The organism is Nocardioides sp. Root240 (assembly GCF_001428825.1).
Lineage (GTDB): Bacteria > Actinomycetota > Actinomycetes > Propionibacteriales > Nocardioidaceae > Nocardioides.
Genome location: NZ_LMIT01000010.1, coordinates 782,756 through 807,361 on the forward strand (window position 1 = coordinate 782,756; position 24,606 = coordinate 807,361).

The window sequence follows — 24,606 nt, forward strand, 5'->3', positions numbered from 1 at the left end:
TCTCCCGGCCCATCACCGGCCAACCCACGTTTGACCTGCGAAAACTCTTGCGCGCCTGTAGGGATTCGAACCCCAAACCTTCTGATCCGTAGTCAGATGCTCTATCCGTTGAGCTACAGGCGCCCGTCCCTCATTGCTGAGCGACCGGTCGAGAATAGCCGAGACCGGACCCCGATGCCGAATCAGCGCGGCCTCCCGGTGTGGAAGCATGTCCCCGTGGCGGGTTACCAGCCGGAGGACCGGGAGCTCTTCGAGCGTGAAGCGACTGGTCTCTACGAGCAGGCGCTCGCCGAGGGCGGGCTCGCTGCCGACGATGCGCGGCTGGCCGACGGGGCGCCCTCGCGACGCGGTTTCGACCTGCTCGTGGAGCTCGGGCTGCTGCAGCTCGACAGCGCCCGTACGACGTGGCGGCCGCTCGAGCCGAGCAACGCGCAGTCGCGGGTGGTCACCCCGCTGGGCAACGAGGGTGCGCGGCTGATCGAGGAGTCGGCGCGCTGGGCGAACGCCTTCGCGGGGCTCAACCAGAGCTGGCGCCGCTCGCCGGTGGCGTCGGAGTCGGGGCCCTTCCTCTACCTCCACGGCGAGGCCGGTCGGTCCTACCTCACCGCCTTGGTCAGCGACGCCCAGGAGGAGCTGCTGACGGCGCAGCCGCAGGCCCACCGCAACGCGAAGACCGTCCAGGAGGCGGCGGTGCGCGACGTCGCCGCGCTCAAGCGTGGCCTGGCGATGCGGACGCTCTACCAGCACAGCGCGCGGCGCCACCCCGCCACGCACCGGTACGTCGCCGAGGTCACCGAGCACGGTGCCGACGTCCGCACCCTCGACGAGTTCTTCAACCGGCTGATCGTGGTCGACCGGCGGGTCGCGCTGATCCCGGCGGCCGACGACCAGGCGACGGCGGTCGTCGTACGGGAGCCGGCGATCGTGGCCTACCTGGTCGACGTCTTCGAGCGCGCGTTCGCGCGGGGGCGGCCGTTCGCGACGAGCGAGCAGCGGGTGATGAAGGAGATCGCGTCGGAGCAGCGCTCGATGACGATCCGGATGCTGATCGAGGGCCATGCGGACGCGGTGAGCGCCAAGCGGCTCGGCGTCAGCCCGCGCACGTACGCCGGCTACGTGGCCGAGCTCAAGGACGAGTACGAGGCCGAGACGCGCTTCCAGCTCGGCTACACGATGGGCCAGCTGGGGATCGCCGGCCAGGAGTCGGACGACGCCTGAAGTCCTCCGAGCGCGCCTGAGCCCCGGTCGACCCGAGGGTCTCCGGGGCTCAGTGCAGCGTCAGGTCAGCGGTCGGCGTGCCGCACCATGATGCGGAACGGCCATCCGGTGTCGGCCTCGGCCGCGGACGGCAGTGAGACGACACCCAGCGAAGCGATCAGGGCAACGGTCGCGAACGCGATCCGGCGAGCGGCCTTCTTCATGTTTCTGTCTCCTGTCCGCCGGGAGTCTCGGCAGGTTCGGATACACCCTCCAAAGGACTAGCGTGATGCATCCGGACCGCCGTGGCAACCCGTCGGGGGGCATTGTCGCGACCGGGAAGCGGAGCGCGCGGGAAAAGCGAGGATCCGCCCGGCGAACCGGGCGGATCCTGCGTTGCTGCGGAGGCGGAGGGATTTGAACCCTCGATGGGGTTGTAGCCCCAAACCCGCTTAGCAGGCGGGCGCCATAGACCGGACTAGGCGACGCCTCCTCCACTTCGACCGACCCCGAGGGACCAGCCAGCGGAGCAAGGTTACAAGCAGCGGCGTGCGACGCCCAATCCACCCGCCGGTCAGCGGGTGGCGCGGTCCAGGTGGGCGCGGACGTCGCGGGCGAGGTCGTCCTTGTCGGCAGCCACGAGCTGCACCGGGATCGTGGTCGAGCGACCGTCGCGCAGGCGCAGGACCAAGCACTCGATGTCGCGCGGGGCGGCGGCGACGGCGTCCTCGACCTCGCTCCACCGGGCCTCGGAGACGCCGGCGGCGCGGATCATCCGGACCTGGTAGCCCGCCTCCGTCAGTCGTACGACGACCAGCCGGCTCCGCAGCCACCAGGCCAGCCCGATCAGGCCGAGCACACCGAGCCCGAGGACGAGGACCAGCAGGTCGGCATCGAGGTCGAGCGCGACCGCGGCGACGGTCACGGCGAGCAGGACCACGGCGAGCAGGACGAGGTAGGCGCCGACGAAGCGCGCCATCACCGGCGGCGCCAACCGGTAGTCGCTCACCGACGGCTCCTGGGGGCTGCTCATGGGGCGAATTGAACAAGACCCGGTCCCGCGCGGGCAAAGCGGGTCGGTCTCCTAGACTCGAGCCCGGTCGACTGCGACGCTGCGGCGTCGCGGAGGCCGAGGAGGGATGCCGGAGTGGCCGATCGGAACCGCCTTGAAAGCGGTCGTAGGGAGACCTACCGCGGGTTCGAATCCCGCTCCCTCTGCTGAAGTGACGTGGATCGCCTGCTACAGCAGCGGGGAGAACCGTCCCGGCTCCGGCCGTACGGCGGCTGCCTGCTCCGCCACGCGGCTGCGCCGGCCGCGGTTGCCGGTCAGGGCCAGGTCGAGGCGGATCAGCACCCACCCGACGAGCAGGCCGACCACGAGGCCGTAGACCACCGAGAGGGTGGCCTCGGTGACGGAGACGGCCGGGTTCGCGAGCGCGGTCGCGGTGGGCGAGGTGGCGGCGACGCCGAAAGCGCACACCCACCAGCCCTGGCGGCGGCGCGCCCGCATGTGGACGCCGTAGGCGAGGGCGGGGACCCCGAGGACGGTCTCGATCGGGCGCGGGAAGGCGCCGAGGTGGTCCCGGCTCCAGCGGACCCACGTCAGCAGCTCGTCGACCAGCCCGGAGGAGCCGTACTGACGCAGCATCTCGGCGTACAGCAGGGTCGCGGCGAGCACCACGCCGCCGATGGCGACGACCACCAGGCCACGGCGGCCGAGGCCGTGGAGGCCCGCGCCGAGGCGGTAGACGAGCACGAGGGCACCGAGCAGCGCGAGGCCGAGGCCGACGTACTCGAAGCGCTCCTTCTGGATCGCCGGCTCGAAGCCGACCGTGGCCATCGCACCCACGGCGGCACACAGCAACGCGACCGAGCACTCCCGCGCGGAGGCGAGGAAGCCGGACGCCGGCACCGTGATCATCACGCCCAGCACGGCCGCGAGAGCGGAGGTGCTGACGGCGGCCCCGGTCAGCAGGATGTCCTGGTCGCTGAGCACGGCGACGAGTCCGCAGAGCAGGGCCAGCGCGCCGAACACGAACGGGCGGCCGCCGGTGCGGGCGGCGAGCGCCGAGGTGTAGGCCGTCGCGATCACGATGGAACCGGTGACGCCGAGCCAGTCCGGGCCGACCTCGACCATGGCCGCGACGAGCGCGGCGGTGCCGAGACCGATCAGGACGACCCACGCGGAGAACGGGGCGCGGGAGGCGCCCAGCTCACCGATCCGCTGCTCGAGCGGCGCCCGGGTGGGGGAACGTACGGCGGCGCGGGACACGAGGAAGCAGATTACATCCGGCGGTTGACCAACGACGGGTTGACGCGGCGGGCCTCGTCGAGCGTCACGCGGGAGGCGGTGGCCCGGATCACCTCCGGCACGTCCGGGGCACCCGGCCCCGCCTCCACCAGGACGTCGCCGAACGGGTCGACGACCATCGAGTGGCCGCAGTAGCGGGGCGCGGGCTGGCCGACGGCGGCGACGTAGACGGTGTTCTCGATGGCCCGCGCGGTCAGCAGGGTGCGCCAGTGGTCCACCTTGCGCGGACCGGCGACCCAGGCGGCCGGGACGACGAGCAGCTCGGCACCACGGTCGACGAGGGCACGCGCCAGCTCGGGGAAGCGGAGGTCGTAGCAGGTCATCAGGCCGACCTGCCACCCCGCGACGTCGAGGACGACCGGCTCGAGCGGCCCCGGGCTGAGGCGGTCGGACTCGCGGTAGCCGAACGAGTCGTACAGGTGCACCTTGCGGTACGACGCCTCGGACGCCCCCCGCGCGACGAGGGTGTTCCACGGCCGCCCCGGCACCGGGCCCTCCTCGAACATCCCCGCCACGACCGTGGTCCCCGCCTCGGCGGCAGCAGTCGCGGCGGCGGTCGCGAAGGGGCCGTCGAGCGGCTCGGCGTACGGGCTGACGTCGGAGCCGGCCTCGCCGAAGTCGCGCGCGAAGGCCTCCGGCAGCACGACCAGGTCGGTGTCGGGACCGGCGGCGGCGACCAGCTCGGTGAGGGCGGCGCGGTTGACGGCGGGCTCGAGCGCCGCGGCGGCCTGGACCAGCGCGATGCGGAGCGTGGGGGCGGTCACGGTGCAAGCGTAGATGCGTGAGTTCAAGGGATCGCGCGCTGAGCGCCGCCCAGGGCCGCGCCGACAAGGCGCCGGCGCGAAGGCATGCTGGGCGCACGGCGAGCGTCGGCAACGCCGTCGGCGTGGATGCTGGGTGGTGCTCGGCGTGGGAGACCTTGGACTTACTCATCCGGGCCGGTGTTTGGGAGACTCACGGCGTGATCGAGCTCGGACTCTCCGGATTCGCCGCCGTCGTGCTCGCCGGCGGCCAGGCCTCCCGCCTCGGCGGTGCCGACAAGGCCACCATCGAGCTGGGCGGTCGCTCGCTGCTCGACCGGGCGCTGGACGCCGTGGTCGATGCCGGCGAGGTCGTGGTCGTCGGCCAGCAGGTGCCGACCGAGCGACCGGCGACCTTCGTCCTCGAGGACCCGCGCTTCGGCGGTCCGGCGGCCGGCCTGCTGACCGGCCGCGACTCGCTGCTGCGGACCTTCCCGACGATCGCGGTGCTCGCCGTCGACATGCCGCACCTCACCTCCTCGACGTTCCGGAGGCTGCACGAGGCCGCGGTCGGGCACGAGGGGGCGGTGCTGACCCGCGACGGTCGCCGGCAGCTGGCGTTCGTCGTCGAGACCGCACGGCTGGACGCCGTACGGCCGCACCGGGAGGCGGAGCACGGTCTCGCCGTCCGGGCACTGCTGGAGCAGCTCGACCTCGTCGACGTCGCGTCGACCGGCTCCGAGGCGCGCGACGTCGACACGTGGAGCGACCTGCGCGACCTGGCCTCCGAGGCCGAGGGGCACTGACACGCCCGGGACCCTTGTCAGACGGCGGGGGTCTGGATCACTCTGGACGGGTGAACCTCCACGACTGGATCGACGAGTTGTGCGACGTCCTCGACATCGAGGCCGAGGCGGACGAGGGCCTGCTCGTCGACCTCTCCGGGATCACCCGTGACAACGTCCATCCGGCCGCCGGCGCGGTGACCGCCTTCCTGCTCGGCTTCGCGGCCGGGGAGCAGGGGGCGGACCCGGACCAGGTCGAGCGCCTCGCGGCGAAGGCCCAGGCCCTCGCCGAGTCGTGGGACCGACCAGCCGGCGCCGCGTCGGTCGAGGACGAGGACGTCGAGATCGAGGAGCTCGCCGACGCGGACTACGAGGACTCGGACTCGCTCGTCTGAGCCGCTTCGCGGGTAGGCAAGACTGGCGTCATGCGTGCCGTCACCCAGACCAGCCCCGGGGGTCCGGAGACCCTCGTCGTCACCGAGCTCCCGGACCTCGTGCCCGGTGCGGGCGAGGTCCTGATCGAGGTCGCCGCGACCGCGGTCAACCGGGCCGACCTGCTGCAGCGGCAGGGCTTCTACCCACCGCCGCCGGGCGCGTCCGAGGTCATCGGCCTGGAGTGCAGCGGCACGGTCGCCGCGCTCGGCGAGGGCGTCACCGACTGGGCGGTGGGCGACCAGGTGTGTGCGCTGCTGGCCGGCGGTGGCTACGCGAGCCAGGTCGTCGTCCCCGCGGGCCAGGTGATGCCGATCCCCGACGGCGTCGACCTCGTGACCGCCGCGGCACTGCCCGAGGTGGCGTGCACGGTCTGGTCCAACGTCTTCATGGTGGCGGGGCTGCGGCCCGACGAGGTCTTCCTCGTCCACGGCGGCGCCGGCGGCATCGGCACCTTCGCGATCCAGCTGGCCTCACGCCTGGGCGCCCGCGTGTTCACCACCGCCGGCAGTCCCGACAAGCTAGCGCGGTGCGAGGAGCTGGGGGCCGAGCGGGCGATCAGCTACCGCGACGAGGACTTCGTGGCCGTCGTACGGGAGGCGACGGACGGGCACGGCGCCGACGTGGTCCTGGACAACATGGGCGCGAAGTACCTCGCCCCCAACGTCGACGTCCTGGCCACCGAGGGCCGGCTGGTGATCATCGGCATGCAGGGCGGCTCGAAGGCCGAGCTCAACATCGGCCAGCTGCTGTCCAAGCGCGGCGCGGTCATCGCGACGACGCTGCGGGCGCGGCCGAAGGACGGCAAGGCCAACATCTGTACGTCGGTCGTCGAGCACGTCTGGCCGCTGGTCGCCGACGGGTCCATCACCCCGGTCGTGTCCGCCGTGCTCTCCCTGGACGACGTGGCCGATGCGCACCGCCTGATCGAGGGTGGCGACAACATCGGCAAGGTGCTGCTCACCCCGTGAGCCCGCGTCGGTGCCGTTGGCTAGGTTGGGGGACATGACCGAGAGCGGTGACGAGCAGATCGTGGTGGTGGGGCCGGACGGGCAGCCGATCGGCAAGGTGCCGGCGTCGGCGGTGGAGCAGCGCGACGACGGTGACCACGACGACGACGGCGAGCACTCGATCGGCGACCTGGTCGAGCAGCCTGCGAAGGTGATGCGGATCGGCAGCATGATCCGTCAGCTCCTCGAGGAGGTGAAGGCGGCCCCGCTCGACGAGGCCAGCCGCAACCGCCTCGCCGCGATCCACCGCTCGTCGATCGCCGAGCTCGAGCAGGGCCTCGCCCCCGAGCTGGTCGAGGAGCTGGAGCGGCTCTCGCTGCCCTTCTCCGAGGACGTCACGCCGTCCGAGGCCGAGCTCCGGATCGCCCAGGCGCAGCTCGTGGGGTGGCTCGAGGGCCTCTTCCACGGCATCCAGACGGCGATCTACGCCCAGCAGATGGCCGCGCGGGCGCAGTTCGAGCAGATCCGTCGCGCGCTGCCCCCGGGCATGGCGATGGGTGGGCCGGCGGCCGACCCCTCCGCCCCCGGTACGACGCCGGGCGAGTCCGGCGACGAGCCCCGCTCGGGCGGCATGTACCTCTGACGCCCGGCCTCGAGGAGGTCGGGGCTCAGTGCGTCGGGCGGCGACCCGTCCAGCCCAGCAGGACCAGGCCGAGCAGGCCGACCAGGGTGATCGCGGCGCCCGGCGCCACCACTCGGCCCAGGCTCGGCGGACCGTCGGACCCGCCGGAGGGCGCGGTGAGCACGACGTCCGCGTCGTCCTCGGGCGCCAGCGCGTCGCGCAGCAGGTCGAGGGTCACCGTGTCGAGGTTCGGCGTGGCGACGTAGCCGTTGCAGTCGACGGCGTGGAGCGCGTCGTTGGCGCCGGTGGTGAAGAAGAGGTACTGCTCGTTGCGGCGCGGCGGCAACTTGCCGTCGGTGCCGGTGACGAGGACGTTGACGTTGCGCCCGTCGGTGAGGTCGCCGGTGAGCACGTTGAGGACCCGGACCGTCACCCGGAGTGTCCGCGCCGCGGGCACGCCCGGTGTGGTGGTCGCGGTCGCCGCGTCGGTGGCCGTTCCGGTGCTGCCGGCCGTGCTCCGCACGACCGCGACCTGGCGGACGACGGCGTGGAAGACGTCGTCGGTGCCCTCGGCGTTGGCCGCGACGGCCGTCGCGTCGTCGAGGTCCAGCGCGGTGCAGCTGACCGGGATCGCGGCCGGCGCGACCGCGCCTGACGGGGCGGCGGGCACCACCACGGCCGCGGCGAGCGCGGCGGCCGGAGCAGCCGTGACCAGCGCGGCGCGAAGACGACGGGGGGCGGACCTCACGTGCCCATCCCACCAGATCCGCCGGCGGGGAACCAGCGGCCGATCTCGACGGCGGCACCGTCGTCGTCGACGGAGTCGGTCACGGCGTCGGCCGCGGCCTTGACCTCGTCGACGGCCTGGCCCATGGCCACGCCGCGTCCGGACCACTGCAGCATCTCGATGTCGTTGCGCCCGTCGCCGATCGAGAGCACGTCCGCCCGGTCGACGCCGAGCTGCTGCGCGACGTACTCGAGACCGGAGGCCTTGGAGACGCCGACGGGGGCCAGGTCGAGCCAGGCGGTCCAGCCGACGACGTAGTCGGTGCCGTGGAGGCCGAGGTTGCCCGCGAGCTTCACGAAGTCCTCGGCGGTGGCCTTCGGGTCGCGGATGATCACGCGGCTGACCGGGCGGGCGACCATGTCCTCGACCGCGGCGACGATGGACTCGCCGCCGAGCTCGCCGTCCGGGAAGGGCGCGGAGACGCGGTAGCCGATGCCGCGCTCCTCCACGGCGACGATCGCCTCGGGGTGCTGGGCCAGGACGGCCGCGACGGCCGGGGCGGCGTCGAAGGTGACCTCGTGGACGACCTCGGCGGGCGGGTACCGCAGCACGACCGCGCCGTTGGCCGCCACGATCCAGAGCCGCTCGCCGTGGCCGTGGAGGTCGAGCATGTCGGCGACGGCGGTCATGTTGTGCGGTGCGCGGCCCGACGACAGGACGACGTGGGCGCCACTGTCGAGGACCCGCTGGACGGCGTCGTGGACGGCCGGCGTGACCTCCTCGTGGCTCATGCCGAGCCCGGCCACCCACCGGAGCAGGGTGCCGTCGATGTCGAGGGCGACGAGGCGCGGCCGCCAGCCGGGCTCCCCCGGCGCCGGCGTGGTCACTGCGACACCGGGGTCAGGACCTCGAGCCCACCCATGAACGGCTGCAACGCCTTCGGGACCCGGACCGACCCGTCGGCCTGCTGGTGCGTCTCGAGCACGGCGACGATCGCTCGGGTGATCGCGGTGAGCGTGCCGTTGAGCGTTGCGACCGGACCCGTCTTCTCGCCGAACCGGCCCCGGGTGTCGAGGCGGCGGGTCTGGAAGTCGGTGCAGTTCGACGTCGAGGTGAGCTCGCGGTACTTGCCCTGGGTGGGGATCCACGCCTCGCAGTCGAACTTGCGGATCGCGCTCGAGCCCAGGTCGCCGGCCGCGATGTCGACGACGCGGTAGGCGAGCTCGAGCTTGTCGAGGAACTCCCGCTCCCAGGCCAGCAGGCGCTCGTGCTCGGCGGCGGCGTCCTCGAGGGTGGTGTAGACGAACATCTCGACCTTGTCGAACCAGTGGACCCGGATGATCCCCTTGGTGTCCTTGCCGTGCGAGCCTGCCTCCTTGCGGAAGCACGGGCTGAACGACGCGTAGCGCCGCGGCAACGAGGCGCCGTCGAGGATCTCCTTCGAGTGGTAGGCCGCCATCGGCACCTCGGACGTCCCGACGAGGTAGAGGTCCTCGCCCTCGATCCGGTAGATGTCCTCGCCGCCGCCCTGGTCGAGGTAGCCGGTGCCCTCCATCGCCTCGGTGCGCACGAGCGACGGCGCGATCACCTGCGTGAACCCGGCGTTGCGGGCCTGCTCCATCGCGAGGTTGACCAGCGCCAGCTCCAGCTGCGCGCCGACGCCGGTGAGGAAGTAGAAGCGGCTGCCGCTGACCTTGGCACCGCGCTCGAGGTCGATCGCGCCGAGCATCCGGCCGAGCTCGATGTGGTCGCGGGGCTCGAAGCCCTCCGCGGCGAAGTCGCGCGGCGTACCGATCTCCTCGAGGACCACGAAGTCGTCCTCGCCGCCGGTCGGGGTCTGCTCGGCCACCACGTTGGGGATCGCCTTGAGCGCGCTGGTCCAGGCCTCGTCGGCCGCGGTCTGCGCCGCCTCGAGCTCCTTGACCTGCGCGGCGAGCTGCTTGACCTCCTCGAGGAGGGCCTGCTTCTCCTCGCCCTTGGCCTGGGCGACCTGCTTGCCGAACGCCTTCTGCGCGGCGCGCTTCTCCTCGAAGTCCGCGATGGCCGTACGACGTGCGGCGTCCGCCTCGAGCGCGCGGTCGACCACGTCGGGAGACGCCCCGCGCTTGGCCTGCGAGGCGCGGACGCGGTCGGGCTCGTCACGGAGGATGCGCGGGTCGATCATGAGTCGAGGTTATCGGCCGGCCCCGACCGGGCGCGCATCGGTTTGGCTCGCGTTGTGCTGCAGGAATCCCCGCTCCGGCGGGGAAACTGACGGTTAGTGGCCGTTGCAACGGCCACTAAGCGCAGGAATACCCGCCGGAGCGGGGATTCCTGCACCGGTCAGAACAGCGCGATCCTCTCCGGGGCGGGGAAGAGCGCGTCCAGCTCGGCGAGGTCCTCGGCGGTCGGCACCCACTGGTCGGCCTGCGCGTTGGCCGCGACCTGCTCGACCGAGGTCGCCCCGGCGATGACCGACGCCACCGGGTGCTGGGCCAGCAGCCAGCCGATCGCGACGGTCACCTCGGACACCCCGCGGTCGGCGGCGAAGGCGGAGTAGGCCTGGAGGGTGGGCGACACCGCGTCCTCGAGCAGGTGCTGGCGGGTGCGGGCGAGGCGGGAGCCCTCCGGGGCGTTGCCGGAGGCGTACTTCCCGGTCAGCAGGCCGTTCGCGAGCGGGAAGTAGGGCAGCACGCCGAGGCCGAGCTCGGCGGAGGCGGGGAGCACCTCGAGCTCGGCGCGCCGGTCGGTGAGGTTGTAGTTGTTCTGGGCCGAGACGAACCGCTCGACGCCGAGCTCGCGGGCGACGTACTCGGCCTGCGCGATCTGCCACCCGGACCGGTTGGAGTGGCCGACGTAGCGGACCTTGCCCTCGCGCACCAGGTCGTCGAGCGCCGACAGCGTCTCGTCGATCGGGGTGCCGGGGTCCGGGGTGTGGAACTGGTAGAGGTCGATCCAGTCCGTGCCGAGGCGGCGCAGCGACCCCTCGACGGCCTTGCGGACGTAGCGGCGCGCACCGCGGGCGCCGAAGTCGGGGCCGTTGAGGTCGCCCACGTCCATCCCGAACTTGGTCGCCACGACCACGTCGGCGCGCCGGGTACCGAGCGCCTTGCCGAGCCGTTCCTCGGCCAGGCCCGGCGTGGCGCCGTAGTTGTCGGCGACGTCGAAGAAGGTGATCCCGGCATCCAGCGCGGCCCGCACGACACGGTCGGTGCCGCGCTGCGACTCGGTCGCGGCGCCCGTCCGCCCGAGGTTGTTGCAGCCGAGCCCGACGGCCGAGACGACCAGTCCGGAGCGGCCCAGGCGGCGCTGGGAGGGGGTGTACGACGAGGTGCTCACGCCCCCGACGTTAGCGAGCGCACGTCCGCGCGCACTGCCGTGGGTGCGACACCGTGTCCTATCCTCCGGGGGTGCTCGACCGTCCCCGCCAGACGCCACTGCTGGCCTCGCTGGCCCTCCTCGCCCTCTTCGCCGGGGTGGCCCTCGCCGTCGCCGCCGACTGGTCGTGGGTGGTCGACATCGACCACGAGGGGTCCGACGCCCGGGGCTGGGCCGCCGACCAGTCGTGGCTGGAGCACCCGCTGCGCGCCATCGAGATCGCGTTCGGCACGCTCTGGATGACGGTCGCGAGCGCCGTCTTCGCCGTTGCCATGTTCGTCAAGGGCCACCGCCGCGCCGGCGTGCTGATCGCCGCCACAATGGCGACCACCGCCCTCGTCACCTACCTGACCAAGGTCGCCGTCGGCCGCGGCCGACCGGTCTGGCAGGACCCGGAGTACTTCCTCCACTCCAACGCCTTCCCGTCCGGGCACACCTCCGCCTCGGCGACCTTCTGCGGCCTGGTGATCCTGCTCGCCGTGATGCTGGTACGACGCGCCGGCATCCGCCGCCTGATCAGTACCGTCGCCGTCCTGGCCTTCGTGCTCGTCGCCGCCGACCGGATCCTGCTCGGTCGCCACTACCCGAGCGACGTGCTGGGCGGGACCCTGCTGGGCGTCGGCGTCCTGCTGCTGGGCGTGGCGCTCTACAGCCCGCTCCCCCGCAGCCACGCCCTCAAGGCCGAACCGCTGCCCGAGGCCTTCCCCTCGGCGCGCAGGCTCGCCGTGGTCCTGAACCCGATCAAGGTCGAGTCGGTCGAGCAGTTCCAGTCGATGGTGACCCAGATGGCCCTCGATGCCGGCTGGAACGCGCCCCGCTGGTACCTCACCACGGTCGAGGACTCCGGCACCGGTCAGGCCGAGCAGGCCTCCGTCGAGGGCGCCGACCTGGTCATCGTCTGCGGCGGCGACGGCACCGTGCGCGAGGTGTGCGCGGAGCTCGCCGGCACCGGGATCCCGGTGGGCGTCGTACCCGCTGGGACGGGGAACCTGCTCGCCCGCAACCTCGAGATCCCGCTGTTCATCCGCGCCGCGATCGACATCGCGCTCACCGGTCAGGACCGGGCCATCGACATGGTCGCCGTCGAGGGCGACGGCATCGAGCCGAGCCACTTCATGGTGATGGCCGGGATGGGCTTCGACGCCGCGATCATGGAGGGCGTCAACGAGGACCTCAAGAAGAAGGTCGGCTGGCTGGCCTACGTCCTCTCGGCCCTCAAGGGCCTGATGTTCCCGGCGATGAAGCTGGAGATCTCGATCGACGACATGCCCTTCACCAAGCACCGCGCGCGCACCTGCGTGATCGGCAACGTCGGCAGCCTCCAGGGCGGCATGGTGCTGCTCCCCGACGCCGCCATCGACGACGGCCTGCTCGACGTCGTGCTGCTCTACCCGCGCCGCTTCCTGTCCTGGATCCCGCTCGTGCTGCGGGTCCTGACCCGTCGCGAGCACAACGCGGGCGAGTCCGTGGCCCGGATGACCGGCCGCAAGGTCGTCGTCCGCGCCGCCGGCGGGGTCCCGCGCCAGCTCGACGGCGACACGATCGGCATCGGCACCGAGCTCAGCATGGAGTGCATCCACGGGCGGGTCCTGGTCCGGGTGCCCCGCACCGTCTGACCCCGGTCACGGGGCTACCCGCCGAAGGCCCGCTCCACGAGGTCGGCCACGAAGGCCTTCGCCCAGTCCGGCTCCTGACGCCCGGCATCGAGCACCTCGACCCGCAGGAAGCCGTGGTCGTCGACGTCGGTGAGGGCGACCTCCCACGTGCCCGACTGCTCGGAGTGGTACGCCGGATGGTCGGCCACCTCGGTGTTCGCACGGGTTCCCAACGCCTGACGGCGGGCGGTCACGATGATCGTGACCGGGTCGGCGTCCGCAGCGGCGTCCGGGTCGTCCTTCGCCTCGAGCAGGGTGCACTGCCGCGGCCCGTCGTACGACGCCCGCTCGGCCAGCTCCTGCTGCCCCACCGCGGTCGTGACGGCCACCCAGGAGCGGCCCTGCCCTGCGGCTGTGGCCCTGGCCGCCTCCAACGCGGGGACGCACAGCAGGCCTGGGTCGGCCTCCCCGTGGCGGATCAGGTCGACCGGGTCGTCGGGCACCTCGACGTCGCCGACGGGGGCGCAGAGCCACTCGATCTGGTCGCCGAGCTCCGAGCAGGCGCCCTCGCCGCCCGGATCCGTCTCGTCCGCGGCGTAGAAGACCGGCGGGTCCAGGGTGCGACCCTCGCGGACCACGGCGTCGAGGTCCGCGAGCGCAGCCTCGGCGACCTGCTGTGCCACGGCGCAGTCGTCCTCGGAGTCGACGACGGCGAGCGCGAGCTCCAGGCTCGCAGGGACGACCACCGCGCAGGGTGCGTCGTCACCGCCGCTGGTGACCGGACCCTCGCCGACCCAGGCGGCGAAGCCTGCGACCTCGATGCGCTCCCGGCTGTCGAGGGCGTTGACGGCATCGGGTCCTGAGCCGTCGACGAAGTACCGCGCGTCGGTCAGCACCTCGACGCTGCCCTCGCCCCGGTCGACCGTGCACGCGTCCCCCTGACCGGGCTCGGCGAGCGCGTCGGCCGAGCCGGCGGCGCCGACCGCGCACGGGTCGAGCGCAGCCAACCGGCTGCGGGTCGTCGCCAGGTCGGGCTCACGCACGTCGGGGACCGGCGAGGACACGGGACCCACCGCGGACCAGTCACGGTCGTCGTACGACGTCTCACCCGAACACCCGGCGAGCACCAGGGCGAGCGGGAGGGCGGCGAGGATCCGGCGAGAGGGACGTGGCACGTTCCCGACCTTCCCACATCACCTGCAGGACGAACCCACGCATGAAGCGGCGCTCGGTGGGAATGCCTGATGTGCCGGCCGCGCACCGCGGCTCACCCACGCACGAAGGACCAGTGATGTCGGACGAGATCTACGTCCCGATCGTCAAGATCTACACCGCCGCCCGCCAGGGGATCCCCGACCAGGCGGAGGAGCTGGCGCTGATCGGCGGCCGGCTCCAGTCCATCGTCACCACCCTCGACGTGCAGACTGCGAAGGCCGGTGACCCGCCGGCGCTGCGCGACGCACTGACCATCGCCGGCAACATCCACGACGGCATCCGGCGCGGCGTCACGACGCTCAACCACGCCGCCTTCGCGCTGGAGGCGACCGGGGACGACTACGTCCAGAGCGACACCCAGGCGCGCGACGAGTTCAACCAGTGGCACGGAGCCCTCAAGGGCATCGAACCCACGCGGACGACGGTCCCCGGCGACGTCGGCAGCCCCGAGTCCCCCGGCGCGGTGCTGATCGACCCGACGGGCCACTCCTACCCGCACGTCATCTACTCCTCCGACTACGACCCCGAGGCGCCCAGCGAGGACAAGTCCGACCGCGACGAGACCGCCGACGAGGACAAGTCCGACCTCGGGCTGCCCTACGACCCGACGGCCCAGTACCGATGAGTGCCGAGAACAGGAGCCACCGGTGAGCTTCGACTACTTCGAGCTGTCCGCCGAGTTCGACAAGATCGAGGAGAAGCTCGGCTACCTCAAGGGCAACGAGCTCGCCTGGGAGTACCTCGTGGCTGCCCGTGACCAGCTCGGCGGGATGGCAGCGCCCGGCGACGGCTACATGCCGAGCGAGTGGTGGCTCGAGGACTGCAAGTTCCCGGTGCCCGGTCACGAGGTCGACCCGACGCGCTGGTTCCAGTTCACCTTCTGGATCCCGTTCGACACGATCCACGACAGCCCCGATCCGTCGAAGCTGGGCGCCGCCAACGCGAAGTACATGAAGGACGTCGCCGCAGGAGCCCTGCAGGCCTGGCACAACGGCGCCTCGTGGGCGAGCGGCCTGGCGTCGTACTGCCGCCAGGTCTCCGACTCCTTCACCCGCGCCGACGCCACCGCGATCTGCAGCGCGTTGGAGGACCTGCACACGTACGTCACCAGCGACTTCTCGGTGAACGTGCTCGACGACCCCTACGGCATCGAGACCATCCGGACCCAGTGGACCGGCAAGTCCGGCACGAGCTTCAACACCTTCTACGCCAACTACGACGGCCAGATCGCCCAGATGGCATGGGCCAGCGTGCAGGTGGCGCAGACCTTCGCCGCCGCGGCGCACGTCATCCACGGCACGCAGCAGGGCGTCCTGGAGTTCGCCAAGAGCATCGTCAAGATCATCGACCAGCAGCTCGAGGCATGGGCGCCGATCGGGCCGCCTCCGCGCGACGCCCCGGAGACTCCCCCGTGGGTCGCCGACGTGACGAAGATCGTCACGTCGGGCTGGAAGGTCCTCGGCCACGTCCCGGTCGTCAAGGACGTCAAGAGCCAGTTCGACGCCGTGATCAGCGCCGGCACCGACGTGAGCAACTTCGTCAAGACCATCGCCGACGTCACGGGCACCGACCTGCCGACACTGAGCAGGACGCTCGACGCCGCCGACTCGGACGAGATCTACAAGCTCCTCACCGACACGCTCTACGACGACTACCAGCAGAAGTACGTCGCCGCGATGGACGCGCTGCAGACGGGCACCTCGATCGACCCCGGCGACTCCGGCTACCAGCCGCCGATCAACACCTCCGACGTGCTGGACGACATGCCGCCGCCGTGGTTCCCCCGCGACGACATGCCGAACGAGGAGAGCATGCGCTGATCCCCGCCCGAGCCGCGATCAGCTGCGCGCCAGGCGCGCGTGCGCGACCGCCTCGCCCTCCTCGGGCGAGAGCTCCTGGTCGCTGCTCCACGCCGCGACGGACTTGGCGTAGGTGCGGGCCTCGTTGCGGCCGCGGATCGACGTGAGCACGACCCCGTCGCCGGAGTCGTCGAGCAGGGCCAGCGACCAGGACAGCCGCCCGCCCATCTCGTCGAAGGCGTCGTAGCGGACGACGGCCAGGTGGCGCAGCGCGCCGACCGCCTCGGCCCGGAGCGCGGCGACCTCGCGGCGCAGGCCGGCGGCGTCGGCCGGCAGGCCCTCCTCCCCCGCCGTCGTACGACGGCCGGCTGACCGGAGCGCCACCACGAGGGCGGCGGCAGCGAGCAGGAGCGCGAGGATCGAGAGGACGACGGCCATGGTGCCGACGGTAGTGGGGCCGGACGGCGCGGACGGCGCGCACGCGCCGCCACTACCCTTGCCGCATGGCCCGCATCGCGTACCAGGGGGAACCCGGCGCCAACTCGCACATCGTGTGCCGGCAGCACTACCCGGACGCGGAGGCCGTGCCCTGCGCGTCCTTCGAGGACGTCTTCGCGGCCGTCGCGAGCGGCGACTGCGACCTGGCCCTGATCCCGATCGACAACTCGATCGCCGGCCGGGTCGCCGACATCCACCACTTCCTGCCCGACTCGGGGCTGCACATCGTGGCCGAGCACTTCCTGCGCATCCAGTTCCACCTGATGGTGAACCCGGGCGCGAGCGTCGACACGATCCGCACCGTGCACAGCCACGTCCACGCGCTCGGCCAGTGCCGCAAGGTGATCCGCGAGCTCGGCCTGACCCCGCTGATCTCCGGCGACACCGCCGGCGCCGCCCGCGAGGTCGCCGAGGCCGCCGACCTGACCCAGGCCGCGATCGCACCGCCGCTCGCCGCCGAGATCTACGGCCTCGAGATCCTCCGCGAGGACGTCGAGGACGAGGACCACAACACCACCCGCTTCGTGCTCCTCTCCCCCGAGTTCGTCGCCGCTCCGCAGGGCAACGGGCCGGTCGTGACGAGCTTCGTGTTCAACGTGCGCAACCTGCCCGCGGCGCTCTACAAGGCGCTCGGCGGCTTCGCCACCAACGGCATCAACATGACCAAGCTCGAGAGCTACATGGTCGGCGGGGAGTTCACCGCCACCCAGTTCCTCGCCGAGGTCGACGGCCACCCCGACGACCCCGACCTCAAGCGGGCGCTCGAGGAGCTGACCTTCTTCACGACCGACATCAAGGTGCTCGGGGTCTACCCGGCGGATCCGTTCCGCGGCTGAGTCGTTCCGTCGTACGACGGGCCTAGGGTGTCGTCATGACCCCCCTCGGCGCCGACAGCGAGGTCGGCCGGCTGCGCTCGGTACTCCTGCACCGGCCCGGACCCGAGCTGCAGCGGCTGACGCCGCGCAACAACGACCGGCTGCTCTTCGACGGCATCCCGTGGGTCGCGCGGGCGCAGGAGGAGCACGACGCCTTCGCCGAGGCGCTGCGGGCGCGCGGGGTCGAGGTGCTCTACCTGACCGACCTGCTCACCGAGACCCTCGCCCTGCCGGCCGCGCGGGCGGCGGTCACCGACACCACCCTCACGGGCACGAGCGGACGCGACCTCGGCGACCCGGTGCGGGCCTACCTGCGGGCGATGTTCGACGATGCCACCCCGGAGGGCCTGACCTACCTGCTCACGGCCGGCGTCCGCAACGACGAGGCGCGCGCCGGCCTCGGCAGCGGAACGCTGGTGACCGCACTGCTCGCCGACGAGACCTTCCTCGTCGCGCCGCTGCCCAACCTGCTCTTCACCCGTGACTCGTCGGTGTGGCTGCGCGACCGGGTCGCGATCACCTCGCTGGCCATGCCGGCCCGTCGCCGCGAGACCCAGCTGACCGAGCTGATCTACCACTTCCACCCCCGCTTCGCGGGCACCGGACGGATCCACGGTCACCACCTCGAGCACGTCGAGGGCGGCGACGTGCTGCTCCTCGCGCCCGGCGTGATCGCCGTCGGCGTGGGCGAGCGGACGACGCCCGCCGGCGCCGAGCGACTGGCCCGGCAGGTGTTCGCGAGCGGGCTGGCCGAGACCGTGCTCGCCGTACCCATCGCCCAGGAGCGGGCCACCATGCACCTCGACACCGTGTGCACGATGGTCGACGTCGACAAGGTCGTGATGTACCCCAACGTCGCGGACACGCTGACGGCGTACGCCGTGACGCCCCGTGAGCCCGGCTCGCCGGACCTCGAGGTCGCCCCGCCCGAGCCCTTCCTGGTCGCGGCCGCGAAGGCGATGCAGATCGACACCCTGCACCGCATCGACACCGGCCTCGACCCGGTGACCGCCGAGCGCGAGCAGTGGGACGACGGCAACAACACCCTCGCGCTGGCACCGCGGCTGGCAGTCGCCTACGAGCGCAACGACGGCACGAACGCCCGCCTCGAGGAGGAGGGCATCGAGGTGATCCGGATCGCCGGGTCCGAGCTCGGGTCCGGCCGCGGCGGACCGCGGTGCATGAGCTGCCCGGTCGCGCGCGATCCGCTCGTCCCAGCGGGATAACTCGACCTACCCGGACACGTTGTAACGGTTGTCACGCAGACGCTCCCGCTCACGTCGACGAAACGACTAAGGTCGCCTCAGACATGGGGAGCTCCCCCGGCGTCGACGACAAGCCGGTCAGGCAGAGCGAAAGGGTCAGCATGGCAACGTTCTTCGAGCACTTCACGCCCCAGGAGATCGCGCGCATCAGCGCGACGGGACGGAGGGTGAAGCTCCCCGAGGGCTGGTCCCCGATCTGGGAGGACACGCCGGCCGACAAGGCCTACATCCTGCTCTCCGGCACGGTCTCCGTGCGTCGTGACGGCGTCGAGATCGCCCAGCTCGGCCCCGGGGACATCGTCGGCGAGGCCGCGATCGTCGGCCAGAAGCTGCGCACCGCCTCGATCGTGGCACTCACGCCGCTCGACACCATCCACCTCACCGACGAGATCCTGCGCGAGCTCGACGCCGAGTGGCCGACCTTCCACCAGGCCCTCGTCGACGTCGCCCAGTCCCGCTTCGGCGACGCCTGAGCACCCACCCGGACCACCGCGTGGACCAGCCGCACGACCCCGCCCCTGACGGCGGGGTCGTCGGTGCGCTCGAGGAGCACCTCCTCGGGGAAGTGCCGCACCTGACCCAGGAGCAGGTGGCCGCCGCGGCCGGCGTACCTCTCGGCACGGCCAACCAGCTCTGGCACCTCCTGGGCTTCGCCCACGTCCCCGACGACGCGGTCGCGTTCACGCAGGCCGACGTCCAGGCACTGCGGCTGGCCAGCGACCTGGTCGGCCTCGGCATCCTCAGCCAGGAGCGCCAGGACGGCCTGGTCCGAACCTGGGGCCGGAGCTTCGCGCGCCTCGCCGACTGGCAGGTCGCGCTGCTCGCCGACGTCGCCGGCGAGCTCGGCGCCGACCCGACCGAGGGCCTGCTCGCCATCTCCGACGAAGTGATGCCGCGCGTCGAGCGGCTGCAGTCCTACGTCTGGCGCCGCCACCTGCTCAGCGCGAGCGCACGCATGCTCGCCGAGTCCGGCTCCGGGGCCTCGGCGACGCTGGCCGTCTGCTTCGTCGACATCGTCGGCTACACCTCCCGTTCGCGCACCCTCTCCGACCGCGAGCTGGTCTCGTGGCTCGAGTCCTTCGAGACCGCCGTCCTCGAGCTGACCGTCGACCGGGGTGGCCGGATCATCAAGAACATCGGCGACGAGCTGCTCATCGTCGCCGACTCCCCCGAGGCGATGGCCGACATCGCCCTCGCCCTGACCACCCGCGGCGCCGACCCCGACGACCCGTTCCCCGCGGTCCGCGCCGGCGTCGCGTACGGCGAGGTGGTCACCCGCCTGGGCGACGTCTTCGGCCCGGTCGTCAACATCGCGGCCCGGCTGACGTCGGTCGCCCGGCCGAACTCGGTCCTGGTCGACCTCGGGACCTACGAGGCGCTGTCCGGCCGCACCGTGGAGCACGACGACGACGAGACCCGCGCGTCGTCGTACCGGTTCCGGAGGTTGCGGCGGGTCTCGGTCAAGGGCTACTCACGCCTGAAGGTCTGGGCCCTCCAGCCCGCCTGACCCGACGAACCGTGCCTCGTGGCACCACGAACCGTGGCTCGTGGTTCGCCTGGTGGCCGCGACTCACGGCTCGTGGAGCCATCACCCACGGCTCGTGGTGCCATCACCCACGGCTCGTGGAACCATCACCCACGGCTCGTGGAACCATCACCCACGGCTCGTGGTGCCATCACCCACGGTTCGTGGGGATCAGCGGATGGTGACCTGGCGGTTGGCGAGACCGTTGCGGGCGGCGCGCTGCTCGGTGGTGAGGTCGGAGGTGTCGGCGAGGGCGGCGTCGAGCTTGGCCTTGAACGCCGTCGCGGCGTCCTCGAGCGGCTCGGGGCCGGTGCCGACGGGGAGGTCCCAGACGGGGGCCAGCAGGCCGTGGGCGCGGAACATGCCGACGAAGCGGGCGTCCGGGACGATCACGTCGTCGCCGGAGACGTGCAGGCGGGCGAGCGCGTCGAGGAGGGCGTCCTCGGGCTCGGGCATCACCCAGCGCAGGTGCTCCTTGGCGCCCATCCGGGTCCAGTACGCCGCCGTGACCTCCGTCAGACGAGCGGTCGGCGCCGCCGCGCCCTCGGCCTGCTCGAGCGCCTGGGCGAGCTCGGAGCTGGCCTCCATGTCGGCGACCCAGTAGTCGAAGCCCTCGTGGACCTCGACGTTCAGCGCGACGTCCTCGACGAGGTCCTGCAGGCGCGGGCCGTCGGCGGCCGGGGCGGAGGTGAGGCCGACCATCCCGGCGCCCGGCTCGGCGGCGAGCGCCTCGACCAGCACCGCGCCGAGATCGCGCGACGGGTCGCCGAAGGCGTGCTGGACCTGCAGGCCGAGCCACACCTCACCGCTGTCACGGACCATCGCGGGCGCCGCCATCGGGAGCAGCGTGCAGAGCTTGACCACGCGGTCGGCGTACTCACCCTTGAGCGTCAGGGCAGCAGTCGCGGCCGGCACCAGCTCGCGCAGGGCGACCACGTCGGCCTCGGACGCCAGGCCCTCGAACGGCCGCTTGACGAAGACCTGGCCTCCGCCGGGCGCGCCGTGGCACGCCTTGTAGCGCTTGCCCGAGCCACAGGGGCAGGGCTGGCGCGGGCCGACCTCGCCCGGAGCGGTCTCGGTCGCGGCCGACGTCTTGGTGCGGTTCTTCTTCGCCATGGCGCGAAGACTATTCGGAGGCGCCGAACCGGGTGTCGAGCAGGTCCAGCATGAACCGCGGCTTGTCGCTGATCACGGCCTTCACCCCGAGGTCGAGGCAGAGGTCGAGGTCCTTCTCCTTGTTGACCGTCCACACGTGGACGTCGCGACCGCTGCGGGCCAGGCTGTCGCGCAGCCTGGGGTGCTGGCGCAGCATCTTGATGCCCGGACCCATGATCCAGTCGCGGCCGACCACGCGGCGCAGCATCGGCCAGTGGTTCGGCTTGTCGAACAGCTGGACCAGCTGGACCTCGGGGGCGAGCCGCTCGACCCGCTGGAGCGCGGTGAACGAGAAGCTCATGATCCGCACCGGGGCGTCCGCGCGGTCCCAGCCGAAGTCGCGCAGCATCTCGACGAGACGCTTCTCGACCAGTCCGCCGTACCGGGTCGGGTGCTTGGTCTCGATCGCCATCTCGACGCGGCGGTCGTAGTCGGCGACGGTCTCGAGGAGCTTGCGCAGGGTCAGGACCCCGCGCTCGTCGTCGTCGTCGGCCTCGTCGTCGAGGTCCGACCAGGGGTTCTTCCACGACGCGAAGTCGAGGTCGGACAGGTCGGCCAGGTCCATCGTGGACACCAGCCCCTTGGTGGCGGCGGTCCGCCGTAGGTCGCGGTCGTGCACGCACACGAGGTGGCCGTCCGCGGTGAGCCGGACGTCGCACTCGAGGCCGCCGGCGCCGCTGTCGAGCGCGGTGATGTAGGCACCCAGGGTGTGCTCGGCGATCTCGTGACTCGCGCCCCGGTGGGCGACGACCTGTGGTCGCATGGCTGAATCATGGCAGGTCTCAGGGTCGCATCCGGGGTGAACCGGGGTCCTTCCCCGATGTGGGACCGGCCCGGGCGAGGCATCGTGGAGGCATGAGCAACTACGACAGCTACCCCGCCCCGCAGAGCACCCCGAAGGGCCGCCGGCTCACCCGGCGCCGCCACGGCAAGATGGTCGCCGGCGTCTGCGGCGGCATCGCCGACCACCTCGGCATCGACGCCACCATCGTGCGGCTGCTCCTGGTCGCCGCGGTGATCTTCGGCTTCGGCACCGGGCTCATCCTGTACGTCGCCGGCTGGATCCTGATGCCGGAGGCCTGACAGGCTGAGGCGATGCCCGATCTCGTCGCCCGCCTGCGCGCCGCCGGCTGTGTCTTCGCCGAGGAGGAGGCCGCCCTCCTGACCGAGGCGGCACCCGACGACGCCGCCCTCGAAGCCCTGGTACGACGCCGGATCGACGGCGAGCCCCTCGAGCTCGTGCTCGGGTGGGCCGCCTTCGACGGCCTGCGGGTGGGCATCGACCCCGGGGTGTTCGTCCCGCGCCAGCGCACGGCGTACCTCGTCGAGCTCGCGGACGACGCCCTCGCCGCGACCCTCGGCCCCGCGGCCCCGGCGACCGTGGTCGACCTGTGCTGCGGCAGCGGCGCGCTCGGCCTCGCGCTCGCCCACCGGCGCCCGGGCAGCACCCTGCACGCCACCGACGACCACCCGGCCGCCGTGGCGTGCGCGGCCCGCAACCTGGCGGAGGTCGGCGGCACCGTCCACCTCGGCGACCTGGCCGCTCCGCTGCCGCTCGGCCTCCGGGGGCAGGTCGACTGCCTGCTGGCGAACGTTCCCTACGTGCCGACCGACGCCGTCGCGGCGATGCCGCCCGAGTCGCGGGACCACGAGCCGCGGAGCACCGTCGACGGTGGGCCCGACGGGCTCGACGTCCTGCGCCGGGTCGCGATGTCAGCGCTCACATGGCTGCGCCCCGGCGGCACGATGCACTCCGAGGTGGCCGTCGGCCAGGTCGACGCGGCGCTGGCCGCGCTCGGCGCTGCCGGGCTGCGGGCACGCGTCGACCACGACGAGGAGCGCGACGCGACGGTGGTCAGCGGGACTTCGCCTTCGGGGTCGTGACACTCGCCCCGTCGGTCACGGCCTCCAGCAGGTCCGCGAGCCCCTGCTTGTCGGCGGTGCGCCCGGACACGGAGATCTCGAGCGCGGCCTCGCCGGCGTCGTTGGGCAGCCAGCGGAAGAAGTTGTAGCGGACCCGGTTGTTGCCGTCGCGGTAGGTGTAGTAGACCGTGTCGGCGGTCTGGTCGTAGACGTCCGGGTCCTTCAGCTTCTCGAGCTCCACGACCTTCGCGGCGAGTGTCGCGGGTACGCCGATCGGCGTGGACAACGCACGGAGCCGGACGCTGAAGCCGCCGACCAGTGGTTCGCCCGCGGGGCGCCACCGGACCTGCCCGACGTCGTCGATCTCGTCGTCGGGCAGCACGCCGAGGTCCTCGTTCTTCGCCCCGAGCCGGTAGGCGACCCAGCCGACGGGCACCGGGTAGGTCCACGCCACGCCACTGGTCCGGACGACGTGGGTGTCGTACTCCTGGCCGTTCGGGAGCTGCAGCGCGGGGAAGTCGATGTCCGGCTCGGGCTCGCCGAGCGGTGTCTGCGACGGCGTCGGGGTCGGGGACGAGCTGGGCGCGCTGCTGGGCGACCTCGGCTCGCCGTCGTCGCTGCCGCCGAGCAGACGGGTGGCGCCATACGCCGCCCCGAAGGTCACGAGCAGGACGAGCAGCGAGAGCAGGGCCAGCGGCAGGATCCGCCGTCCCCTCGGGGGCTCCGGCGGCGTCGCGGGAGCCGCGGGAGCCGCCGGACGTTCGGGCGCGATCGTCACCGCGGGCTCGTCCCGGTCCTGCGTGGGCAGCTGGGTCGGCACGGCCTGGGGCGGGCCGAGCCGCCGCTCCGCCGTACCGGTCAGGGCCTCGCGCTGCACCGCGGTCCGCTCGGCCCAGCGCAGCCCGGCGACGAAGGACGGTACGTCGGGCCAGCGGTCGTCGGGATCGACCGCGAGCGCGCGCAGCACGACGGAGTCGTAGGCCGGCGCGACGTCCGCGATGAGGGAGGGCGCCGCCGGCAGCTCGGGCTGCATCAACGAGCTGAAGCCACCCTCGCGGACCAGCCGCCCGGTCAGCAGGTGGTAGGCGACCGCGCCCAGCGCGTGCACGTCGGCGCGGAGGTCCAGCCCGACGCCGTTGGCCTGCTCCGGAGCCATGTACGACGGCGTGCCGACCACCTGGGTCAGCCCGCTCGCGTGCAGCATCGCCTTGGCGACGCCGAGGTCGGCGACGAGCACCCGCTCCCCGCCGTCGGGCGTGGAGCGGAGCAGCAGGTTCTGCGGCTTGATGTCGCGGTGGATCACGCCGTGGCGGTGCAGCACCGCGATGCCGTCGCCCGCCTGGGCCATGAGGTCGACGACCCGGTCGGCGGGCATCGGCACGCCGGGCTGGAGCAGGTCCGCGACGGTGCCGCGGTCGGCGTACGACATGACGAAGTAGGGCGTGCCGTCGACCGCGCCGATGTCGTAGACCCGCACCACGTGGTCGGAGTCGGCCCGGCGCAGGATGCGCGCCTCCTCGAGGAAGCGGTCGCAGACGTCCTGCCGCTGGGCCCAGTTGTCGGCGAGGGCCTTCACCGCGACGGGGGAGTCCAGCTCGTCGTCGTGGTAGAGCCAGACGGTCGCGAAACCACCGGCTCCGATCCGGTCGACGCGGCGGAGCCTCCCGAGTCGCTCCGGCAGGGACACGCTGCGTA

Annotated in this window: 27 protein-coding genes and 3 tRNA genes; 15 read left to right on the forward strand and 15 right to left on the reverse strand. The window is 72.4% G+C overall.

Going from position 1 to position 24,606, the window contains the following annotated elements:
- Positions 1 to 50: 50 nt before the first annotated feature.
- A tRNA-Arg gene (locus ASE20_RS13605) sits at positions 51 to 123 on the reverse strand.
- Positions 124 to 216: 93 nt separating this feature from the next.
- Here ASE20_RS13605 and ASE20_RS13610 point away from each other — a divergent pair.
- A complete protein-coding gene (locus ASE20_RS13610) occupies positions 217 to 1,218 on the forward strand; it encodes a LuxR family transcriptional regulator (protein WP_082612381.1) in 1,002 nt (333 codons plus the stop codon).
- A gap of 65 nt (positions 1,219 to 1,283) precedes the next feature.
- Here ASE20_RS13610 and ASE20_RS24750 read toward each other — a convergent pair whose 3' ends face one another.
- From ASE20_RS24750 to ASE20_RS13620, 3 genes are all read right to left on the reverse strand, one after another.
- Positions 1,284 to 1,421 (reverse strand): hypothetical protein, encoded by a 138-nt coding sequence (locus ASE20_RS24750; RefSeq protein WP_157538525.1) that lies wholly within the window; start codon positions 1,419 to 1,421, stop codon positions 1,284 to 1,286.
- 178 nt (positions 1,422 to 1,599) lie between these two features.
- A tRNA-Ser gene (locus ASE20_RS13615) sits at positions 1,600 to 1,690 on the reverse strand.
- Between the two features lie 81 nt (positions 1,691 to 1,771).
- The gene (locus ASE20_RS13620; protein WP_157538526.1) at positions 1,772 to 2,230 is read right to left on the reverse strand and encodes a hypothetical protein; all 459 of its coding nucleotides are present in this window, start codon (positions 2,228 to 2,230) and stop codon (positions 1,772 to 1,774) included.
- A gap of 100 nt (positions 2,231 to 2,330) precedes the next feature.
- On the opposite strand from ASE20_RS13620, the gene ASE20_RS13625 reads away from it, so the two are divergent.
- Positions 2,331 to 2,415 (forward strand) — tRNA-Ser (locus ASE20_RS13625).
- A 22-nt stretch (positions 2,416 to 2,437) separates the two neighbouring features.
- Here ASE20_RS13625 and ASE20_RS13630 read toward each other — a convergent pair.
- Positions 2,438 to 3,469 carry a hypothetical protein gene (locus tag ASE20_RS13630; RefSeq protein WP_056895053.1) on the reverse strand — a complete coding sequence of 344 codons (1,032 nt, stop codon included), beginning with the start codon at positions 3,467 to 3,469 and terminating at the stop codon, positions 2,438 to 2,440.
- Between the two features lie 11 nt (positions 3,470 to 3,480).
- Complete coding sequence (locus ASE20_RS13635) at positions 3,481 to 4,272, reverse strand: carbon-nitrogen hydrolase family protein (protein ID WP_056895054.1); 792 nt, start codon at positions 4,270 to 4,272, stop codon at positions 3,481 to 3,483.
- 197 nt (positions 4,273 to 4,469) lie between these two features.
- On the opposite strand from ASE20_RS13635, the gene ASE20_RS13640 reads away from it, so the two are divergent.
- The 4 genes from ASE20_RS13640 to ASE20_RS13655 are packed head-to-tail and all read left to right on the forward strand — an operon-like array spanning position 4,470 to position 7,058.
- The gene (locus tag ASE20_RS13640; protein ID WP_225869119.1) at positions 4,470 to 5,054 is read left to right on the forward strand and encodes a molybdenum cofactor guanylyltransferase; all 585 of its coding nucleotides are present in this window, start codon (positions 4,470 to 4,472) and stop codon (positions 5,052 to 5,054) included.
- Between the two features lie 50 nt (positions 5,055 to 5,104).
- Positions 5,105 to 5,428: a DUF6457 domain-containing protein gene (locus tag ASE20_RS13645; protein ID WP_056895055.1), complete on the forward strand. Its 324-nt coding sequence runs from the start codon at positions 5,105 to 5,107 to the stop codon at positions 5,426 to 5,428.
- A gap of 30 nt (positions 5,429 to 5,458) precedes the next feature.
- Positions 5,459 to 6,436: an NAD(P)H-quinone oxidoreductase gene (locus tag ASE20_RS13650; RefSeq protein ID WP_056895056.1), complete on the forward strand. Its 978-nt coding sequence runs from the start codon at positions 5,459 to 5,461 to the stop codon at positions 6,434 to 6,436.
- 34 nt (positions 6,437 to 6,470) lie between these two features.
- Complete coding sequence (locus ASE20_RS13655) at positions 6,471 to 7,058, forward strand: bacterial proteasome activator family protein (protein ID WP_056895057.1); 588 nt, start codon at positions 6,471 to 6,473, stop codon at positions 7,056 to 7,058.
- A 25-nt stretch (positions 7,059 to 7,083) separates the two neighbouring features.
- On the opposite strand, the gene ASE20_RS13660 is transcribed toward ASE20_RS13655, so the two are convergent.
- The 4 genes from ASE20_RS13660 to ASE20_RS13675 form a co-directional block, all read right to left on the reverse strand.
- Positions 7,084 to 7,785 carry a hypothetical protein gene (locus ASE20_RS13660; protein ID WP_056895058.1) on the reverse strand — a complete coding sequence of 234 codons (702 nt, stop codon included), beginning with the start codon at positions 7,783 to 7,785 and terminating at the stop codon, positions 7,084 to 7,086.
- Positions 7,782 to 8,651: an HAD family hydrolase gene (locus ASE20_RS13665; protein ID WP_056895059.1), complete on the reverse strand. Its 870-nt coding sequence runs from the start codon at positions 8,649 to 8,651 to the stop codon at positions 7,782 to 7,784. Before ASE20_RS13665 ends, ASE20_RS13660 begins: the two co-directional genes overlap by 4 nt.
- Entirely contained in the window at positions 8,648 to 9,928 is a 1,281-nt protein-coding gene (serS, locus tag ASE20_RS13670) for a serine--tRNA ligase (RefSeq protein WP_056895060.1), read from the reverse strand. The genes ASE20_RS13665 and serS overlap by 4 nt, the downstream gene beginning before the upstream one ends.
- Before the next feature lie 158 nt (positions 9,929 to 10,086).
- The gene (locus ASE20_RS13675) at positions 10,087 to 11,082 is read right to left on the reverse strand and encodes an aldo/keto reductase (RefSeq protein ID WP_056895061.1); all 996 of its coding nucleotides are present in this window, start codon (positions 11,080 to 11,082) and stop codon (positions 10,087 to 10,089) included.
- Between the two features lie 71 nt (positions 11,083 to 11,153).
- Here ASE20_RS13675 and ASE20_RS13680 point away from each other — a divergent pair, with 71 nt between their 5' ends.
- On the forward strand, positions 11,154 to 12,737 hold the full coding sequence (locus ASE20_RS13680) for a diacylglycerol kinase family protein (protein WP_056895062.1): 1,584 nt from the start codon (positions 11,154 to 11,156) through the stop codon (positions 12,735 to 12,737).
- Positions 12,738 to 12,751: 14 nt separating this feature from the next.
- Here the strand turns inward: ASE20_RS13680 and ASE20_RS13685 are convergent, their stop codons facing one another.
- On the reverse strand, positions 12,752 to 13,891 hold the full coding sequence (locus ASE20_RS13685; protein ID WP_056895063.1) for a hypothetical protein: 1,140 nt from the start codon (positions 13,889 to 13,891) through the stop codon (positions 12,752 to 12,754).
- A 116-nt stretch (positions 13,892 to 14,007) separates the two neighbouring features.
- Here ASE20_RS13685 and ASE20_RS13690 point away from each other — a divergent pair, with 116 nt between their 5' ends.
- Together ASE20_RS13690 and ASE20_RS13695 are read left to right on the forward strand one after the other, a co-directional pair.
- Positions 14,008 to 14,556, forward strand: a complete 549-nt coding sequence (locus ASE20_RS13690) for a hypothetical protein (RefSeq protein ID WP_056895064.1) — start codon at positions 14,008 to 14,010, stop codon at positions 14,554 to 14,556.
- A gap of 22 nt (positions 14,557 to 14,578) precedes the next feature.
- Positions 14,579 to 15,751 carry a hypothetical protein gene (locus ASE20_RS13695; protein WP_056895065.1) on the forward strand — a complete coding sequence of 391 codons (1,173 nt, stop codon included), beginning with the start codon at positions 14,579 to 14,581 and terminating at the stop codon, positions 15,749 to 15,751.
- A gap of 18 nt (positions 15,752 to 15,769) precedes the next feature.
- Here the strand turns inward: ASE20_RS13695 and ASE20_RS13700 are convergent, their stop codons facing one another.
- On the reverse strand, positions 15,770 to 16,168 hold the full coding sequence (locus tag ASE20_RS13700; RefSeq protein ID WP_056895066.1) for a DUF4446 family protein: 399 nt from the start codon (positions 16,166 to 16,168) through the stop codon (positions 15,770 to 15,772).
- A 65-nt stretch (positions 16,169 to 16,233) separates the two neighbouring features.
- Here ASE20_RS13700 and ASE20_RS13705 point away from each other — a divergent pair, with 65 nt between their 5' ends.
- From ASE20_RS13705 to ASE20_RS13720, 4 genes are all read left to right on the forward strand, one after another.
- Positions 16,234 to 17,064: a prephenate dehydratase gene (locus ASE20_RS13705; protein WP_056895067.1), complete on the forward strand. Its 831-nt coding sequence runs from the start codon at positions 16,234 to 16,236 to the stop codon at positions 17,062 to 17,064.
- Between the two features lie 35 nt (positions 17,065 to 17,099).
- A complete protein-coding gene (locus tag ASE20_RS13710; RefSeq protein WP_056895068.1) occupies positions 17,100 to 18,329 on the forward strand; it encodes an arginine deiminase in 1,230 nt (409 codons plus the stop codon).
- Positions 18,330 to 18,469: 140 nt separating this feature from the next.
- On the forward strand, positions 18,470 to 18,841 hold the full coding sequence (locus ASE20_RS13715) for a Crp/Fnr family transcriptional regulator (RefSeq protein WP_056895069.1): 372 nt from the start codon (positions 18,470 to 18,472) through the stop codon (positions 18,839 to 18,841).
- 20 nt (positions 18,842 to 18,861) lie between these two features.
- Positions 18,862 to 19,875 carry an adenylate/guanylate cyclase domain-containing protein gene (locus ASE20_RS13720; protein ID WP_056895070.1) on the forward strand — a complete coding sequence of 338 codons (1,014 nt, stop codon included), beginning with the start codon at positions 18,862 to 18,864 and terminating at the stop codon, positions 19,873 to 19,875.
- A 189-nt stretch (positions 19,876 to 20,064) separates the two neighbouring features.
- On the opposite strand, the gene ASE20_RS13725 is transcribed toward ASE20_RS13720, so the two are convergent.
- Positions 20,065 to 21,009 carry a DUF5926 family protein gene (locus ASE20_RS13725; protein WP_056895071.1) on the reverse strand — a complete coding sequence of 315 codons (945 nt, stop codon included), beginning with the start codon at positions 21,007 to 21,009 and terminating at the stop codon, positions 20,065 to 20,067.
- A gap of 10 nt (positions 21,010 to 21,019) precedes the next feature.
- A complete protein-coding gene (locus ASE20_RS13730; protein WP_056895072.1) occupies positions 21,020 to 21,811 on the reverse strand; it encodes a glycerophosphodiester phosphodiesterase family protein in 792 nt (263 codons plus the stop codon).
- Positions 21,812 to 21,903: 92 nt separating this feature from the next.
- Here ASE20_RS13730 and ASE20_RS13735 point away from each other — a divergent pair, with 92 nt between their 5' ends.
- Both ASE20_RS13735 and ASE20_RS13740 read left to right on the forward strand, forming a co-directional pair.
- Positions 21,904 to 22,131 carry a PspC domain-containing protein gene (locus tag ASE20_RS13735; RefSeq protein WP_056895073.1) on the forward strand — a complete coding sequence of 76 codons (228 nt, stop codon included), beginning with the start codon at positions 21,904 to 21,906 and terminating at the stop codon, positions 22,129 to 22,131.
- A gap of 12 nt (positions 22,132 to 22,143) precedes the next feature.
- Complete coding sequence (locus ASE20_RS13740; protein WP_056895074.1) at positions 22,144 to 22,932, forward strand: putative protein N(5)-glutamine methyltransferase; 789 nt, start codon at positions 22,144 to 22,146, stop codon at positions 22,930 to 22,932.
- Here ASE20_RS13740 and ASE20_RS13745 read toward each other — a convergent pair.
- Positions 22,904 to 24,598, reverse strand: a complete 1,695-nt coding sequence (locus tag ASE20_RS13745) for a serine/threonine-protein kinase (RefSeq protein WP_056895075.1) — start codon at positions 24,596 to 24,598, stop codon at positions 22,904 to 22,906. The two genes, ASE20_RS13740 and ASE20_RS13745, sit on opposite strands and share 29 nt — an antisense overlap.
- Between the last annotated feature and the right edge of the window lie 8 nt (positions 24,599 to 24,606).